General features: G+C 66.6%; 15 protein-coding genes. 7 read left to right on the plus strand and 8 right to left on the minus strand.

What is annotated here, in order from left to right; genetic code table 11:
- Window positions 1-11 precede the first annotated feature (11 nt).
- Complete coding sequence (locus tag FHW58_RS14200) at window positions 12-1,058, plus strand: hypothetical protein (RefSeq protein ID WP_179673788.1); 1,047 nt, start codon at window positions 12-14, stop codon at window positions 1,056-1,058.
- Here FHW58_RS14200 and FHW58_RS14205 read toward each other — a convergent pair.
- From FHW58_RS14205 to FHW58_RS14225, 5 genes are read right to left on the minus strand one after another with little or no spacing between them, the layout of a single operon-like run.
- The gene (locus tag FHW58_RS14205; RefSeq protein ID WP_179673789.1) at window positions 1,055-5,158 is read right to left on the minus strand and encodes a tetratricopeptide repeat protein; all 4,104 of its coding nucleotides are present in this window, start codon (window positions 5,156-5,158) and stop codon (window positions 1,055-1,057) included. The genes FHW58_RS14200 and FHW58_RS14205 overlap by 4 nt on opposite strands.
- Window positions 5,155-5,895, minus strand: coding sequence for a hypothetical protein (locus FHW58_RS14210; protein WP_179673790.1), 741 nt, complete (start codon window positions 5,893-5,895; stop codon window positions 5,155-5,157). The genes FHW58_RS14205 and FHW58_RS14210 overlap by 4 nt, the downstream gene beginning before the upstream one ends.
- Window positions 5,888-6,598, minus strand: coding sequence for an RNA polymerase sigma factor (locus FHW58_RS14215; protein WP_179673791.1), 711 nt, complete (start codon window positions 6,596-6,598; stop codon window positions 5,888-5,890). The genes FHW58_RS14210 and FHW58_RS14215 overlap by 8 nt, the downstream gene beginning before the upstream one ends.
- 54 nt (window positions 6,599-6,652) lie before the next feature.
- A complete protein-coding gene (locus tag FHW58_RS14220) occupies window positions 6,653-7,069 on the minus strand; it encodes a hypothetical protein (RefSeq protein ID WP_179673792.1) in 417 nt (138 codons plus the stop codon).
- 11 nt (window positions 7,070-7,080) lie between these two features.
- Entirely contained in the window at window positions 7,081-8,001 is a 921-nt protein-coding gene (locus tag FHW58_RS14225) for a hypothetical protein (RefSeq protein WP_179673403.1), read from the minus strand.
- A gap of 144 nt (window positions 8,002-8,145) precedes the next feature.
- Here FHW58_RS14225 and FHW58_RS14230 point away from each other — a divergent pair, with 144 nt between their 5' ends.
- Together FHW58_RS14230 and FHW58_RS14235 are read left to right on the plus strand one after the other, a co-directional pair.
- The gene (locus FHW58_RS14230) at window positions 8,146-9,933 is read left to right on the plus strand and encodes a caspase family protein (RefSeq protein WP_179673793.1); all 1,788 of its coding nucleotides are present in this window, start codon (window positions 8,146-8,148) and stop codon (window positions 9,931-9,933) included.
- 67 nt (window positions 9,934-10,000) lie between these two features.
- On the plus strand, window positions 10,001-10,693 hold the full coding sequence (locus tag FHW58_RS14235; RefSeq protein ID WP_179673794.1) for a hypothetical protein: 693 nt from the start codon (window positions 10,001-10,003) through the stop codon (window positions 10,691-10,693).
- 1 nt (window position 10,694) lies between these two features.
- Here the strand turns inward: FHW58_RS14235 and FHW58_RS14240 are convergent, their stop codons facing one another.
- The 3 genes from FHW58_RS14240 to FHW58_RS14250 are packed head-to-tail and all read right to left on the minus strand — an operon-like array spanning window position 10,695 to window position 13,155.
- The gene (locus FHW58_RS14240; protein ID WP_179673795.1) at window positions 10,695-12,047 is read right to left on the minus strand and encodes a VWA domain-containing protein; all 1,353 of its coding nucleotides are present in this window, start codon (window positions 12,045-12,047) and stop codon (window positions 10,695-10,697) included.
- 2 nt (window positions 12,048-12,049) lie between these two features.
- Window positions 12,050-12,685 carry a TadE/TadG family type IV pilus assembly protein gene (locus tag FHW58_RS14245; protein WP_179673796.1) on the minus strand — a complete coding sequence of 212 codons (636 nt, stop codon included), beginning with the start codon at window positions 12,683-12,685 and terminating at the stop codon, window positions 12,050-12,052.
- Window positions 12,682-13,155 carry a TadE/TadG family type IV pilus assembly protein gene (locus FHW58_RS14250; RefSeq protein ID WP_179673797.1) on the minus strand — a complete coding sequence of 158 codons (474 nt, stop codon included), beginning with the start codon at window positions 13,153-13,155 and terminating at the stop codon, window positions 12,682-12,684. Before FHW58_RS14250 ends, FHW58_RS14245 begins: the two co-directional genes overlap by 4 nt.
- Before the next feature lie 374 nt (window positions 13,156-13,529).
- Between FHW58_RS14250 and FHW58_RS27940 the strand changes: the two genes are divergently transcribed.
- From FHW58_RS27940 to FHW58_RS14270, 4 genes are all read left to right on the plus strand, one after another.
- The gene (locus FHW58_RS27940; RefSeq protein WP_179673798.1) at window positions 13,530-15,215 is read left to right on the plus strand and encodes a histidine kinase; all 1,686 of its coding nucleotides are present in this window, start codon (window positions 13,530-13,532) and stop codon (window positions 15,213-15,215) included.
- A 17-nt stretch (window positions 15,216-15,232) separates the two neighbouring features.
- Window positions 15,233-15,895, plus strand: a complete 663-nt coding sequence (locus tag FHW58_RS14260) for a response regulator transcription factor (protein ID WP_229265321.1) — start codon at window positions 15,233-15,235, stop codon at window positions 15,893-15,895.
- Between the two features lie 138 nt (window positions 15,896-16,033).
- Window positions 16,034-16,201: a Flp family type IVb pilin gene (locus FHW58_RS14265; protein ID WP_218892763.1), complete on the plus strand. Its 168-nt coding sequence runs from the start codon at window positions 16,034-16,036 to the stop codon at window positions 16,199-16,201.
- A 221-nt stretch (window positions 16,202-16,422) separates the two neighbouring features.
- On the plus strand, window positions 16,423-16,590 hold the full coding sequence (locus FHW58_RS14270) for a Flp family type IVb pilin (protein ID WP_179673799.1): 168 nt from the start codon (window positions 16,423-16,425) through the stop codon (window positions 16,588-16,590).
- Window positions 16,591-16,639 lie beyond the last annotated feature (49 nt).

A 16,639-nucleotide genomic window follows, 5' to 3' on the forward strand; every position in this document is an offset into this window, starting at 1 on the left:
TTCCATCTTCCATGCGCTCCGAAACTTCCCTGGTTGACCGACTCTATCAATTCACCTTCCTCACCTTCCGCGATACCCTCGGCGGTAAACCAGGGTATACGCCACAGCCGCCGCTGCCTCCCTTGCCGGCCGCCGCGCCGCGGCTGTCAGGCGTGCCGGATTACGAGCATGAGGCCATGCACTATGGCCACCGCTACCGCGGTGCCTTCATCCTGAACTTTTCGCTCGGCTTTGTGGCGGTGCTGCTGGCGCTGATTCCGCTGACCGGCCTGCTGTCTGAACACACGCTGCACAGGGCGGCACCGTGGCTGACCGTGGCCGAACTGGCCACGATTGTCTCGATCCTGCTGATCCACCTGTACGGCCGCGACCCCGTCACCTATGACAGCAAGAGCGGTTGGCTGCGCGCCATCGGCCTGCGCCGGATCAACCAGGGCTGGCGACAGCGCTGGGCCCGCGCGCGGCTGGCGCACGAACACGTACGCCATGCCAGCCTGATGCTCGGCTTTCCGGGGGCACCGCTACAAGCCGGCGGCATGTTGAAGGACCGCTACGCGGACATCGCCGCGACGCTGCAACAGGCGGCGGCGCGCTGCGCGCCCGCGCCCGCCGACGCCGGCTATAGGACCGCCTATCGCGACTATTTCCTGGGGCAGATCCGCGACCAGGCCCGTTATCACCGGATCAATATGCACCGTTGCCACCATATTCATCACCGGCTGCACCATACAGCCAGCGTCTGTTTTTACCTCACGCTTGGGGTGTGCCTGGCGCACTTCTGGCTGCACCACCCGCTATTGTCGGTGCTGGCGGCACTGCTGCCGGCGTTGGCCGCCACCTGCCACGGCCTGCTGGCCACCGGCGAATTCCAGAAACTGGCGCAGCAGTCGCATGATATGCAAGCGGAGCTAGCCCAGCTTGAACAAGAGGTCAAGACCGACCAAGGCGCGACGCTGACCACGCTGCACGAGCAGGTCGGCAAGTTCTTTTCGCTGATGGTGGAAGATGCCCTCGGCTGGCACGTCACCTTGAGCGACAAAGACCTGGCGACCGCTTAAGCGGCCGGGTGCAGGCGCGCGGCCAGCGCGCCGATTTCCTGCCGCAGCGCCATCGCTGTGCCGATCTTGTGCTGGGTGGCGCAGTAGACGTCGACCAACGCCGACAGCGTGATGATCAGCACCTGCGGATTGGCGCCATGCGCGCGGTACAGCGCCAGCGCCTCTTCCAGCGGGGCGACGGCGCGTGGCGACTGGCCGCTCTGGTGCCGCAGTTGCCCCAGGCCGGCCAGCGCATAGGCCAGCTGCTGCAGGCACACCGCGTCGCCGGACTGGGCGGCGTCGCGCCACAGCCCCACCTGCTCCTGCCGCAGCGCCTCGGCTTGCCCAGTCGACTTCAGCTGGGCTGCCGCTCCCGCAGCGTGATCCAGCACAACAGACAGGCGCGGCAAGATGTCCGGCAATAACGTGCGTCCCAGCGCCAGCGCCTGCTCCTGCCATGCCAACGCCTGCTCAGGTGGTTGCGGCGCGATCGACAGGATGTGCAAGCAGTTGAACTGCTGCTGTTCAAATCCGCTCCCCAGCGGTTGGTAGATGGCCAGCGCCTGCTGCGCCAGTGCGACCGCTTCCGCCCAGTGATCGACCATCATGCGAACCATTGCAAGCAACACCACCGCGTCGCCGAGATGGCCTGGGCTGGCGCCAATGGCTGCGGTAAAAATAGCAGCGGCTTGCGCTTGGGCGGATTCGGCGTCGGCATAGCGCTGCTGCATCAGGTATAAATTGCCCAGGTTCAGCAAGATGCGGCCACTTTCCACCTGTGGTGTGGCAGACAGCGTCTGGGTGATTTGCAAGGCCTCCAACAACAGCGGTTCAGCCGTTTCGGCCTGCTGGCGCAGCAAATATAGCTCACCCAGTTGATGCAAAGTCGAGGCAAGATAAGAATGCCCCGCCGGCAATGTCTGGCGGCGCTGCGCCAGTACGTCCAGCAAGAGCCGCTCGGCCTCGTCCAAACGCCTGGTCTCGCCATACAGCTCCGCCAGGTAAGAAGACGCCGTCGCGTACTCCGGGTGGATGGGTGCGACCCGGGCCTGGGACAGGGCGATCGCCTCCTGGCACAATTGCTCGGCCTCAGCATACTTGCGCAGGCCCTGCTTGCATTTCGCCATCACCAGCAGCGAGCGCAACAGGGCCAGCACGTCGGTGGATGGCTGTGCGCGCCAGAAGGCCAGCACCTCCTCCAGCGCGGCCTCGACTTCGGCGTAGCGCCCCTGTACTTGATAAACATTGCCAAGATACGTGAGATCCTTGGCGATTTCCGGATGCATGTCGCCATACGCGGCGCGGTGCAGAGCCAGCGCCCGCAGCAGCAACGCTTCTGCTTGCTCTAAGCGGTTCAGTTGATGATACAGTCCCCCCAGTTGCGTCATGATGATACCGGTCATCGGGTGCCCGGCCGTCAGATGCTCCTCGCTGGCCGAGAGCGCCCGCCGGAACAGCGCCTCCGCTTCGTCGAAACGATTCGTGTACGCATAGCTCTGCGCCAGATTGGCCATGACCAGCATCCGCGACGGATGGTTGGCAGGCCGGCCTTGTTCGCTTGCGGCCAGCGCTTCCTCCAGCACGGCGGAAGCAGCCTCGGCATCGCCGAGATTATGGCGGATTGTGCCGAGTGTTTCCAACGCTGCCGCCAGCTGCGCGGCCGAATATGGCACTGCGCGGCGCAACTGTTCGACCGCTTCCAGCGCTAGCGGCAGTGCCTGCTGGTACATGCCTTGTCGCAAGTACAGGCCGGCCTGATTGAGGATGTATAAGCTCTGATCTGCGCGGACCGCCTCGGGCACCTGTTGCGCCAGCCGATCCAGCCGCGCATAGACGCTGTTGGCTTGCTCCATGCGGCCCAATTCCATGTTCAACAAGGCCAGGTTGCTGTAGGCGGCCGCCAGCTTGGCTGGCTCGTCGCCGCGCTGCTCCAGCACCGCCAGCGCGGCCTCGGCCAATGGCAGGCTGACCTGCAGGTAAGCCCACTCATTCAGCTCCCCCACCAGTTCGTTAAGCCAGCCAAGTCGGGTACTTTCCTGCACGGTGCCTTGCTTGCTGCGCAGCCACCCCAGGGCCTTTTGCGCCAGCGATAGCTGCGGGATGCTGCGCAGTTGGGCGCCCCAGGCCTGGCCAATCCGGGCTGCAGGCGTGTCGTCGGCCGCACTGGCAGCGTCCATCAGATACAGGCTGTCCCGCATCAGCACGCGCTGGTCGCGTGGCAGATAGATGAAGGTGGACAACGACCGCAGTTGCTGTTCCAGCGCCGTCCACTCCGCACCGCCCTGGGCGGCCGCGCGCGTCAGTTGCAGTTGCTGGAACAGGCGTTCGGTCACGTGGCGCCAATGCCAGGCGGGGAACTGGCGAATCAGCGCCTGCCGCAGGGCGGCCGGCGCCGCCGGCTGGGCGCCACGTTGCAACGCCTGGTGCATCAGCGTTTCCTGGCCGGCGTTGCGCAGCAGGTAGGGCCGCAGCACGCCCAGCAACGGGCTCAGGCGCGCAGACGGCAAGCGCGGCTTGCCGCTCTCCGGCGAGATCGGGTCGTCCGGCGCGGCCAGCAGGTCGGCCAGTTCGGTTTCGCTGAGACCGCCGCGCGACAGCGCCAGCAGGCCAGCCAGCGTCGAGACGATGGCCGGATGGCGGGCGTCGCTGTAGTCGGCGTCCCAGCCGCGCAGCAAGTGGGCGAACAGCGCGTCCGGCTGTTGCTGCGCCAGCAGAGTGTCCATGTCGGCGCCCAGCGTTTCGTGGTGGCTGCGCACCCGCAGTTCTTCCAGCACCATGCGCAGGAACAGCGGCGAGGCGCTCGGCACGGCGGCGGCCAGCCGCGCCACCAGCGCCGGCGCCAGCGCCTTGCGGTAGCCGCTGGTAAAGGCGCCTATGATGTCGGCGCGCAGCGCGCTGTCGGGCGCCGGCACGGTCAGCACCGTGTAACCTTGCGCCGGCTGGATCGCCGTCAGGCCGCTAACCACCAGGCGGACCGGCGCCGGCCAGTATTGCTGCGCCAGCGTGGCCAGCGCGCGCGGCGCGTCGTCGAGCTGGTCGATGGCGTCCAGCAGCAGCACGATGGGACCGGCCGCGGCGCGCTGCGCCAGCGCGTCGCCCAGCGCCTGCCAGCGTTCGGTGTCGCCCTTGGGCAGCACGGCCGCGCCCAGGTGCACCAGCAGGTCGTCGCGCCATTGCGCCAGGTCGCGGCTGCCGTCGGCGCCGCTGTAGCGGGCATAGATGTCGGCCCCGCGCAACTGTTGCGGCAACCACACGGCCAGGTCGGCCATCAGCGCGCTCTTGCCGATGCCGGACGGGCCGCTGAGGTAGAGGGGCCGTGGTGCGCCGCCGGCGCTGGCATGGTTGAGCGCGTCCAGCACGGCGAGCCGCATGGCCGGCAGCGGGACATAGTTGCGGCCGCGCGAGACGGCGAAGCGCGCGTGGTCCTGGGCGCGTTGCTGGCGCTCGTCCGGCACCTGCTCGGCCGGATAGCGCTGGTCCAGGCCTTCCAGCAGGCGCTGGTAAACGCGCTCGCCGAAGGCTTCGATGCTGGTATAGCCGTCCAGGTCCACCTTGCCGCTGGCGCGCAGCGCCCGCTTGAGCGCGTCCAGCTTGCCGTGGCCGGCATCGAAGAAGTCGGCCGGCGCGCAGCCCTGCGCCAGCCGGTCGCTGAGGCCGGCATCGCGCAAGTAGAAGTGGGCGTTAGCCGCCTGCGGCGCGTCCAGGTGGTCGAGCACGCCGAAGCGCATTTCCAGTTCCGTGACGCTGATGCCCTGCCCCAAGGCGGCGCGGATGGCCTCGGCGTACAGCGGGTCGTGGTGCCCGGTCCAATAGGCGTCAAGGTCGGTGGAGTCGGGCACCCAGCCGTAGCGCGCGCCGAGGAAGCCGATGAAGAACGGCGGGTAGTCGCGGCAGCGGTCGATTTCGCTGAGACAGATTTCCACCGTCTGGCCGTTTTGCGCCGCTTGCTCGGTGATGCCCCAGCGCAGGTCGATTTCGGTGAAGCCGACGTTGCGGCTGGCGCAGTCCTGGCGGAAGCGCGGGAACACCTGCTGCAGCAAATAGCTGCGCTCAGCCTCCATGTCGCGGAAGGTGGAGGACAGGAAGATGCGGATTTCGCGGCTGTCAATGACTGTGGTCATGGTGGGTTTCCTTGGTTGGCGGGCGTCAGCAACTGGACGTCCAGCGCCACGCGGGTAACTTGCAGTTGTTGCGCGGCGACGGCAGCGCTGCCGCTGGCGGAGAGCAGGTAGGCGCCGCTGTGATCGGGGCCGTGCACGATGGTCAGGCCGAGCGTGGCCAGCGTCGCGCGCAACTGGCCGGCGCTGATGCTGTCGTCGAATTGCACGCGCAGTTGGGCGCTGGCGGTGTTGGCGAGCGCGACGCCGCGGTACGGGGCGGCGTCTGGCGCGGGCTGCGTCAGACGCCAGGTGTGCGCGGAGATGCTCAGCACCAGCAAGGCCATGGCGACGTAACCGTAGCCGGCCTGCATGGGGCGTTGCCACCAGGCGCACAGTGCGGCCAGCAAACGGTAGGCTGCCGATGGCGGCCGCCGCTGCGGCGTTGCGGCCGCGGCCGCGGTGGCTGTCGACGGGACGGGCTCGGGCGCCGGGGCTGGGGCGGCGCTGGCCCGTTCGGCGTCAACGCGCTCGGCCAGCGCCATGAAGTCGGCGTCGGACAGGAGCGGCGCTTGGGCGGCGTGGCGCGCAGCCAGCGCGCCGCGGCCGGCTTGCACCAGCGCGCGTTCGGCGGACAGCGCGGCTTGCCATTCGGGATGCGCGGGCAGTTGCCGCTCGATCCAGGCGGCGTCGGCCGGGTCAGCCTTGCCGCAAGCGTAGAGGAAGCACAGCTCGTCGAAGCGCTGCTGGTCCTTAGTCATGTTGGCCACCTTTCTTGTTCCACTGCCGTTTGCCCTCCAAGCATTCCATCACCTTGGCACGGGCACGCCGTATCCATACCTGCACCTGCTCCAGGTTGAGCGCCGTGCCATCCGGTTGGTGGGCGGCCAGAATGGCGACCATCTCCGCGCGGCTGACCTCGTCATCCAGCACCAGTTCCATCGCCAGCCGGTAGTTGGGACCGCCATCGCCGCCGGGCAGCGCGTCGATGCAATCGGCCGCCGCGCGCGCCAGCCGTGCGCCGATCAATTCATCTTCGGCGCTGGGCATGTGGGGCGGCTCAGGCAGCGGGCACACCATGGGCTCGCGGTCGCCACCGCCCTCATCGGCCGCGGCCGGCGTCGGGCGCTTGCCGCGGCGCGCCTCCGGGTGCGATTTGTAATACCCGCGCAGCTCGTCGGCGGCGCACTGCGAGGTGATCATCTTGGCCCAGGTCAGCACCGACGACTTGCCGGGATCATACGACCGGGCGCTGCGGAAGATTTTCATCCACGCCTCCTGCAACGCCACCTTGGCCAACTCCTCGTTGTGCTGGACCGCCATGCGGGCACGGCGGTCCAGCACCGGTTTCAGGCGCTGGAACAATTCATTCTGCGCGCGCCGCCGCGCTTCCGGATGGCCTTGGTCCATCCAGAAGCTTTGCAGCAGCTTGCTCAGTTCCTCCTGTTCACCGTTGGTTGTCATAAAACAAAAACCCGTTGCAGAAATACATTTTCGAAAATGCAATATTACCCGATGTCAGTTCACGGCAGCAAAGGGCGCGGCCGGCAACGCCGGCGCGTCGCGCATCTGCTCGGTGAGCAGGTGCAAGCCGTGCGCGAGGAGGCGGATGGCGCGCGGCAGCAGCAGTTGCCAGCCAGCCGGATCGGCCATCCACATCTCCACGCTCAGCCACAGTTGGTCGCGCATGGTGTAGGCCTTGAGCAGCTTCAGGCGGCGGTTCAGGTAATCGGCGGCGGCCAGCGCGCGCTGGTATTCGGTCTGGCTGTCGATCTCCCACACATTCGGCAAAATCAGCTTGGTAAACATGGGATCGTCGGCGTCGAAGCACAGCGCATAGTGCTTGCCCTCGTACCGGAAGGCGAGGTCGCCGTCGTCGTCCAGTTCAGCCTGAAAGCCGTCGTGGCGCAGGTGGTGCAGCAGTTGTTCAATCATGATGTCCTCGCTTATTGGGTGGCGCTGGCGATGGCGGCGCGCAGCGCGGCGTCGGTCCAGCCATAGGTCTGGGTCTGGTTCTGTTCGCCGCCGCTCAGGGTCACGCCATTACTGCCCAGCGTGGCCTGCAGCGCTTGCGTGGCGCCCAGACGGGTGATCATCAGTTGGCCGCGGTCGGGGCGGTTGTCCCCGGCCTCGTGCACCGGCGCCATCACCGTCACTTGCCAACTGCTGCTGCCGTTGCTGACGGTGTACACCAGGTTGTTGGTGCTGCGCTCCGGCTTGCCGTTGACGAAGGTGATCACCGTGGAGGTGCTGCCGGCGCCGCTGACGGTGTATTTGCTGGCGGCACCGGCGCTGAACAGCAGTTCGTTGGACGCATAGAAATAGCTGTCATCGCTGCCGTTGTCGGTCATGGTGCCGCTGATGTCGCCGCCGAGCAGCTTGAACTCAACATTGCCATCGGTGTCAAGCACGTCCAGCGCCGGCGCGGTCAGCTTGGCCACCACCTGGGTGTGCGCCGGGTTGGCGCTCAGCGCACTGACGCTGGCGCTGCCGCTGTACAGTTGGTAGGGCATTTCGTTGGGACGGCAACGGTTCAGTGTTTGCTTGCCGCTGGCGGCGTCGTAGGCGGTGGTCCCGCCCTGGCCGCAGTTGCCGGTGCCGCCGGCGGTCAGTTGCAGCGCCTGCACCGCTTCCAGCATCTGGAAGCTGGCCCAGGCGACCGCGAACGCGGCCAGGTCGTTGCCGACAGTGGCCGGTGGGGTGGTGACGGGTGGGGTGGTGACGGGTGGGGTGGTGACGGGTGGGGTGGTGACGGGCGGGGTGCCGCCGCCCGGCGTGGCAGCGACGGGGTTGCCGTCGCCACCGCCGCAAGCACTCAGCGTCAGGGCCAAGGCGATGGCGGTCAGGGTCGGGTGGGGGGTGCGCATCTTGCTTCCTTTCAGTAGGTGGATGGGACGCCGCGTTCAGCGCGCGGACACCCCCTATTCGTTGGCCGGCGCGACAATGGACAAACTATTTGAAAATATTTGTTGGCGCTGGTTGGCAACCGCGCTTCCTCTATAATTGCCTTCATGACACTATCCCCTTCCCTCCTCCGTTGGACGCGGCGCGGCGCGGCCGTCCTGGTGCTGTTGTGCGCCAACGCGCGGGCGGCCGACTTGCCCTATCGCAGCGCGCCCAAATTCGCGCTGGTAGTGGGCAATACCGCCTATCCCGGCAAGCTGGCGCTGCGCAACGCCGAGCGCGACGCGCGCCTGATGGCGCACAAGCTAACCCAGGCCGGCTACGCCACCGAGCTGCTGCTGAATACCGACCGGGCAACGCTGTACCGCGCGGTCGGCAAACTGGCGCAGCAGTTGCAGGGCGGCGGCGCCGGCGTGTTTTATTACGCCGGCCATGGCGCCCAACTCGATGGCGCCAACTACCTGATCCCGGTCGACGCGCCGCTGGAGCAGCCGGCGGCAATCGCGCGCGGCAGCGTGGCGGTCGATTATCTGGTCGAGCGCATGCGCGGCAGCGGCGCCCACCTGTCGCTGCTGTTGCTGGACGCTTGCCGCAATGATCCGTCGCTGCCGCGGCTGGGCGGCGTGTATCGCGGGCTGGAAGTGACCGGGCTGGCGCCCGAGCAGCCAGCCAACGGCATGCTGATCGCCTACGCCACCCAGCCGGGCGAGCGCGCGCTGGACGGCGCCGGCCAGTACGGGCCCTTCGCACAGGCGCTCGCCAAATGGCTGCCGCAGCCGGGACTGCCGATCGAGTCGGCCATGAAGATGGTCCTCACCGATGTCCGTGCCGCCACCCGCGATGAGCAGCGGCCGTGGTATGCGACCTCGCTGGTGGGCGGTTTTGCGCTGGTGCCGGCCAGCGGCGCCAATCCGATGCTGCGGGCGCCGGCGACGCCGTCCAGCGGCGTGCGCGTGTCGGCGCGCGGCGCCGATGACGCGGCCGGCGCCAGCGTTCCGCAGTGGTTCCAGCAAGGCACGCCGGAAGACCGCGCGCTGCTTGAGCGCGAGATTCGCGCCCGCGCCGCCGTGCTGCAGGACAGCGACCTGCCGCTGCTGGAGCAGCAGGCGCGCGGCGGCAATGTGGTGGCGGCGGCGGTGCTGGGCGTGGCATACCATCAGGGCTTCGGTTCCGATCCGGCGGCGCGGCGCAGCACGCAGGCGGCGGCCGGTTGGTTGGCGCTGGCCGACGCCCAAGGCTTGCCGTTCGCGCGCAGCGAGCTGGCGCTGCTGACCGCCATGGCGGGCGACCTTAAACAGGTGAAGGAGGATGTTGGCGCAATCCGCGCGGCACTGACGCCGGCCGACGCGCGCGGCAAGCTGAAGGCGATGGGCTACGGCTTCGATGAGGAATCGAAGGCGCGCGCGCTGGAAAGCTGCGACCTGGACGCATTGCGGCTGTACCGCGAGGCCGGCGAGCAGCTACCGCTGGCCACGCCGGTGCTGGGCCAGCGCGGCGGCTCCAACCTGGAGATGCCCATCATGAACCACAATCCGCGCCTGCCGCAGGTGCTGGACCTGCTGGCCGAGCAGCACGCCGACTTCGACCGCCGCTACATGCTGACCTTCACGCAGGCGCAGACCGGCGAGATTCCCGGCTTCGACCAGTTGGTGGCCAGAGTGGCGCCGGACTTGCGCTTCATGGTGCAGCCGAATCTGGTGAAAGCCAATGCGCTGACGCTGGCGATCTGGGCCAACAACCAGGCGGCGATGCGCAAGCTGCAGGCACTGGGCGCGCGTACCGATGTCGGCGTCGAGGCACTGGTGCCGGAGTTGCGCAACGGCCAGCCGACCGGGCGCCTGACGGCCATGCCGATCTCCAGCGCACGCGATGAGGCAGCCCGGCTGAACCACTGACGATGCGACTTGCACTGCTCCAACCTTGTGCTATATTCAATGAACAAATCACAACAAAGGAGACAGCATGACCATCAAACGTTCGTTTGCAGTGCTCTGTTTCATCCTGCCGTGCGCGCTCGCGTGGGCAGGCAGCCACGAAGCGGTGCCGGCCCCGGCGCCAGCGGTCGGCGATTCGTGGACCTACCAGTACACCGATGTGTGGAAAGGCGCCAAGGGCAACATCAACCGCATGGAAGTGACCGCCATCGACCAGGCCGGCGTGCACGTGGCGATCAAGCGCGCCGCCAGCGGCGCACTGATCAGCACCCAGTTGTTTACGCCCGAAATGAATCCGGTCGAGCGCGGCGGCATGCACTTCTCGCCGTCGTTCGCGCGCTTTGCCTTCCCGATGGCGCCCGGCAGCGAATGGAGCAGCGATGTGGTCGGCGACAACAGCAAGGCCGGCAAGCAGTGGCGCTATGCCATCAAGGGCAAGGTGGTGGACTGGGAAAAAGTGCGGGTGCCGGCCGGCGAGTTCGAAGCGCTGAAGATCGTGGTCGAGGCCCAGTACGCCGACGTCAACGACGCCAGCAAGATCGGCGGCAAGCTGACCGAAACCGTGTGGTTTGTGCCGGCGCTGGCCAATTACGTCAAGCTCGACTACCAGGACGCCGACGCCGCCGGCCGCCTGTACAGCCGCGACAGCTGGGAGCTGACCGCCTACAGCCACAAGGGCGCGCCGCCGCTGGCCACGCTGGTGATGCCGCCGCGCCACTAGGCTATTTCGAGATGCGCAGAATGGCCGAGGCCAGCTTGGAGAAGCACGGCGTCAGGTCGTTCTGCGTGGCGGCAAAGCAGTACACCCCGACCGGCTTGTTGGGGTTGTAGCAGCGGGCTGGCGCGTCCACCGTGTTGGCCATGCACTTCAGCGTGTCCTCGCCCTTTTCGCCATCCACCCCGGTGCCGACTTTCAGGCTGGACCCCAGTCCCAGCGTGAACACATAAATCCCCTCGTCGCGCGACTTCGCCGCCATCGCCTCCACCAGGTTGCGGGCGGCGCGGTTGACGTTGGCGTAGGTCAGCGCGTTGGTCACCACCCGCGGCGAATTGGTCACCACCGGGAATTCGCGCAACGACGGGTCGTTCGGCGTCAGCAGCGGGTTGTGGGCGTTGTACCAGTCCGGCAGCGAGGCGGCCTTGCCGGGCAGGTCGGCCGGCGTGCAGTTGCCGCCGATATCATCGTATTGCTGGTCCAGCTTGTACAAGCCGGCCGGCGTGCCGGCGCCGTCGTCGTCGGTGTAGACGGTGCCGGCCTGGGTGCAGTAGCCGGCCGTCTTCCAGTTCAGGTAGGCGCCGAAGGAGTTGGGCGCGCCGTCCGAGAAGAACACGATGACGCGCATGTTGGAGCGGTTCAGGTTGGCCGTCGGCACGCTGTTGATCTGCTGGCGCGCGGTGTACATGCCTTCCGCCGACGCGGTCGAGCCGCTGAAGGCATAGGCCTTGATGTGGTTGGTCATGCTGGTGCGGTCGAAGCCGCGCGCGATCGGGCGGATGGGGTCGTCGACGATGGAGCCGAAGGCGAAGTGCACCAGTCCGACGCGGTCGCGCGTGACGTTGAACTGGTTGAGAAAGGTAACGGCCGAGCTGCGCACGTTGGCGGCCGAGCCGGACAGCGAGCCGGAGGTGTCCATCACCACCACCATGTCCAGGTCCTTGCGCTTGGTTTCGGTCAGCACCGCCGGCGCCAGCGCGCCGGCGCCAAAGCCGCCGAACAGCGCGGTCGGCAGGTTGGCCGAGGCGCTGACCGTCACCGTCGCCTCGCTGCCGCTGAAGCTGACGCCGATATCGTTCAGCGTGGCGCTGGACATCAGGTAGTTGCTGGGGAAGTTGGCGTAGAAGAAGCGCTGGCCGGCGGCCTTGGCGTTGGCGATCTGGTCGGCCTGGGTGGTGCCGTTGCTGATGGCGCGCGCGGCCGCCAGGCCGGCGGCGTCGGTGGCGGCGTTGAGCTTGGACCGCACCATGTAGCTGAGGCCGGCGCTGAAGGCCAGGCCGACCACCGCCAGCAGGGTGGTCAGCGAAATGATCACCATCACGGTGATGCCGCCACGTTGCGCATGTTGGAAAGGACGCATGATCAGAACACCGTCATCGAGTAAAAATCGGTCGCCAGCGTGGGCGTGGCGAAGCTGCCAAAGGTGAAGGTCTGGAACAGCATGTTGAACTTGTAGTAGACCTCGACCACGTAAATGATTTCGCCGTCCAGCAGCTGGCCGCTCATCATCGACACCACCGGCGCCAGCGCGCCGCTCGGCACGACGCAGGTGCCGGCGGTGCCGCTGGCCCAGTTGCCGCAGTTCCAGATCTTCGACTGCGGCGCATAGCCGCTGACGCGGTAGCCGCGGTTGTTGACGGCGTCGTCCCAGCGGTACTGCTCCAGCACGATGCTCCTGGTGACGCCGTTGCTGGTCGAGCCCATGATGCGGGTAATGTACATCATGCCCTGCTTGTTCATGTCCAGCGGCGGCGCCGAGGCCGCCACCTGGCTGATGATGGTCTGGGCGTTTTCCGACAGCTGCAGCTTGCCGCGCGAGGCCAGGTTGGCGCCCTCGCGGCTCAGGTTAATCAGGATCATCTGCGCCTGCATGGCGCGCGCGATGTCGACCAGCGCGATCAGCAGCACCAGCAGCACCGGCAGCAGCAGCGCGAATTCGACGGCGGCGATGCCGCGCCGGGGCGCGCGGTAGCGGCAATGGCGGCGCGCGGACCTCATTGGTAGAACTGCTCGTTCTGCATGGTGGCCGCCACGGCAAACTTGTAGACGCCGTTGGGGAACACGGCGGCGACGATGGGCGTGGCCAGCTTCCAGGTGCAATCGACGCGCAGCACCACGATGTCGCCCGGCGCGCCGAGCACGGTGGCGGCGTTGCCCGACGAGCTGACCGTGCCGTTGACCGACAGCGGCGTGCAGATGCTGTCGTAGTAGCCGAGCGACTGGTTGCGGATCACCGCCACCACCGAGTTCAGGCGCTCGCCCGGACTCTGGTCGGCGCGGCCGGTGACGGCGTAGCGCGCGCCCTCGCGCACCGCGTATTGCATCACCAGCGTGGTGAAGAACACCAGGCTGAATTCAATAATGCCTATCAGCAGCAGAAACGCCACCGGCGCGATGATGGCCATCTCGACGGCGGCGGCGCCACGCTGGCGCCGACGCTGGCGGCGCAGGAATCCGGTCACTCTCATGGTGTTGCGTCCGTGGTACGGTGCGGTTGTAAAAACAGGCGGGAGCGCAGATGGCGCGGCACTGCAGTCTGGCTGGCCGGATCAGCGGGGACCGGCGGCAGCGCCACAGGAATGAGGTGACGGTAAGCCATTCTAACGCGATTCATGTGTATCGCCCAGTTATTTAATGTTTTCAGGAAGCATTAACAACGCGGCGCCGGCGCGGCGCGTTGGCGGGCGCCGGCGTGAATCATGTCGGCAGCGTATCACGCTCCGGCTAGACATGGCAGCGCTGACTGCGTAGACTCGATCGCGTTCGCAACAACTATCGAATCGCTATTTCGTTTAGTCTGCCTATATCTAGAAGCCGCCGGCAAGGGCGGCAGGAGACCGCAGTGATACCGCACAGCCCTTCCACCGCCGTGGCGCGCACCGGAGGCGACGCCGTCGGCGCCTCGATGGTGTTTGTCATGCGCCTGGTGCTGGCGCTGACCGCCATCCTGACGCTGTTTGTCGCGCCCGGCGACCTCGGCAACCGTTACGGCACGCGCACGCTGGTCCACACGCTGGTGTTCGGCGGCTACCTGCTGCACAGCCTGACGCTGCTGCTGGTGGCGCGGCGCTACCGTACGCCATTCTGGCATGGCAAGGCGGTCTATTGGATCGACCTCGGCTGGTTCGCACTGATGGTCTACTGCACCGGCGGCGGCAACAGCTTCTTCTTCCCCTTCTTCTTTTTCGTCATCCTGACCGCCTCCTTCCAGTGGGGCTTCGACGAGGGCGCGCGCATCACGCTGGGCGCCACCTTCGCGCTGGCGCTGTCAACCTGGCTGACCGACACCAGCATCAATCACGGCCACCTGCTGCTGCGCACCGCCTTCGTGCTGGCGCTCGGCTACATGATCGCCTACTGGGGCGGCATGGGCGTGGCGCAGCGTCGACGGCTGAGCTTGCTGCGCGACGTCAGCCGGCTGGCCAACCCGCGCTTCGGCGTCGACCAGACGATTGCGCTGGTGCTGCAGCAGACGCGCGACTTCTACCATGCCAGCAACTGCCTGTTGCTGATGCGCGACCACGCCGACGAGCTGTGGCAGCTGCATTCGTCGGGCGCGCCGGACGGCCGCGCCTCGCTGTCGCGCCTGCCGGAAGGCGCGGCCGCGCCGCTGCTGGTGTTCGCGCCGCAGGCGCTGGTGCAGTACGCGGCGCCGCTGCATCCGCGCCTGCCGCGCACGCTGGAGTCGCGCACCCGGGCGCCAGGCGAGGCGCACTGGCAGCGGCTGGATGCGGACACGGTCGGGCAGCTGACCGACTTGCTCGATGCCAGTTCCTTCATCAGCGCGGCGCTGCCGCTGCGCAAGGGCGAGGGCCGCATCTACGTGGTGGCGGACCGGCACCGCTTCAGCCGCAGCGATGCGGTGTTTTTACAACAGCTGGCGGCGCAGGTGTTTCCGGTGATCGAGAACATCGTGCTGCTCGACCGCCTGGCCTCGGACGCCGCCTTCCGCGAGCGGCAGAAGATCGCGCGCGACCTGCACGACACCACCATCCAGCCCTACATCGGCCTGCGGCACGGCATCAGCGCCGTGCGCCAGAGCCTGCAATCGGATCACCCGGTCGCGGCCGAACTTGATAAACTGCTCGACATGACCACCCAGGTGATCGGCGACATGCGCCAGTTCGCCCGCAACGTGCGGCAAGGCGCGGCGCAGACCGAGGCCGAGCTGCTGGTGGCCTTGCGCCGGCAGGCGCAGCAGGTGCAAGAGTTCTACGATATACAGATAACGATACAGGCGCAGGACGGCCTGTCCATCAGCGACCGCCTGGCCGCCGAGGTGTTTCAGATCGTGAATGAAGGCATGCATAATATACGCAAACACACCCGTGCCCGCACGGGCCTGATCAGCCTGAGCAACGCTGACGGCCAGCTGCGGATACGCATCGAGAACGAAACCCCGGAAGGTCCCGCGGCCCCATTCCTGCCCGGATCGCTGGCCGAGCGCACCGCCGCGCTTGGCGGAACGATCACGATCGACCGCGACACGCCCGGCGTGACCGCGGTCAGCATCGCCATCCCGGTATAACTGACCGAGGCAAGACCATGAGCATCCGCATCATGCTGGTAGACGACCACAAGACCATGTTGTGGGGACTGGAAAAACTGATCGAGGGCGGCGGCGCCGACCTGCAACTGGTGGGCACGGCGTCCAACAACGACACCGCGCTGCAACAGGGGGCCGCGCTGAAGCCGGACGTCATCGTGTTGGACCTGGACCTGGAGGGCCGCAGCTCGATCGAGATTTTGCCGCAGCTGCTGCAGGACAGCGGCGCCAGGGTGATGATCCTGAGCGGCAACCGCGACCAGGGCCTGCTGACGCAGGCGGTGCGGCTGGGCGCGCGCGGCGTGGTCAGCAAGGAGGCGCCGGCCGACGTCGTGCTCAACGGCATACGCGCGGTGGCGCGCGGCGACATGTGCCTCGACCCGGCGCTGATGAACGCGCTGCTGGGGCAGTTGTCGGCGCCGGCCAAGGCCGATCCGGAGGCGGCGCGGATTGCGTCCTTGACGCCGAAGGAGCGCAAGATCGTCGCCGTGGTGGTCGAGGGCAACGGCGCGCCCAACAAGGAGCTGGCCTCGAAGCTGTTCATCGCCGAGCCGACGCTGCGCAACAACCTGACCACGATTTACCAGAAGCTGGGCGTGGCCAACCGGCTGGAGCTGTACGTGTACGCGACCAGGCACGGCATGACAAATGTCACGGCATAAAGTGACGTTTGTCCGCTGCGCGGCGGCGCCGGCCCGCGTAGAATGCATTACATCAGCAGTGCAGCAAGACCTAAAACCTGAACCCCGTTTTAGTTGACGCAGTCGCCCTTTTTTATCAACTTTAACGAGGATTCAATCATGAACGCAATCACCAACTTCATCCGCAACGAAGACGGCATCACCGCCATCGAATACGCCCTGATGGCTGCCGCCATCGCCGCCGCGATCACCGCCGGCCTGGCCATCCTGGGCCCGAAACTGACCGCTTCGCTGACCTACATCTCGGGCCTGATCAAGTCGTCGTAATCATCGCCCCGCTTCAGAAAAAAATCCGGCCTTGCGCCGGATTTTTTTTTGGAGCGGAGTGTGAGAATTGGTGACAAATGTCATGGCAGATCATGACGTTTGTCCACTGCGCACAGCAGAGGGACTGCGTAGAATGACTTTCATCGGCAGTACCTAAAACCCCGAACCCGTTTTAGTTGAAGCACAACTTCATCATTCAACCAAACTAAACGAGGACTATCATGAACGCCATCAAGCACTTCATCCAGGACGAAGACGGCATCACCGCCATTGAATACGCCCTGATGGCAGCCGCCATCGCTGCCGCCATCACCGCCGGCCTGGCGATTCTGGGGCCGAAGCTGACCGCGTCGCTGACCTATATTTCCGGCCTGATCAAGTCGTCCTGATTACCCCGCACACCGCTGCGGCCAGGGTCTGACTCCGTACGGGGTCAGA

Origin of the sequence: Duganella sp. 1224 (genome assembly GCF_013408245.1) — a bacterium.
Taxonomy (GTDB): domain Bacteria; phylum Pseudomonadota; class Gammaproteobacteria; order Burkholderiales; family Burkholderiaceae_D; genus Rugamonas.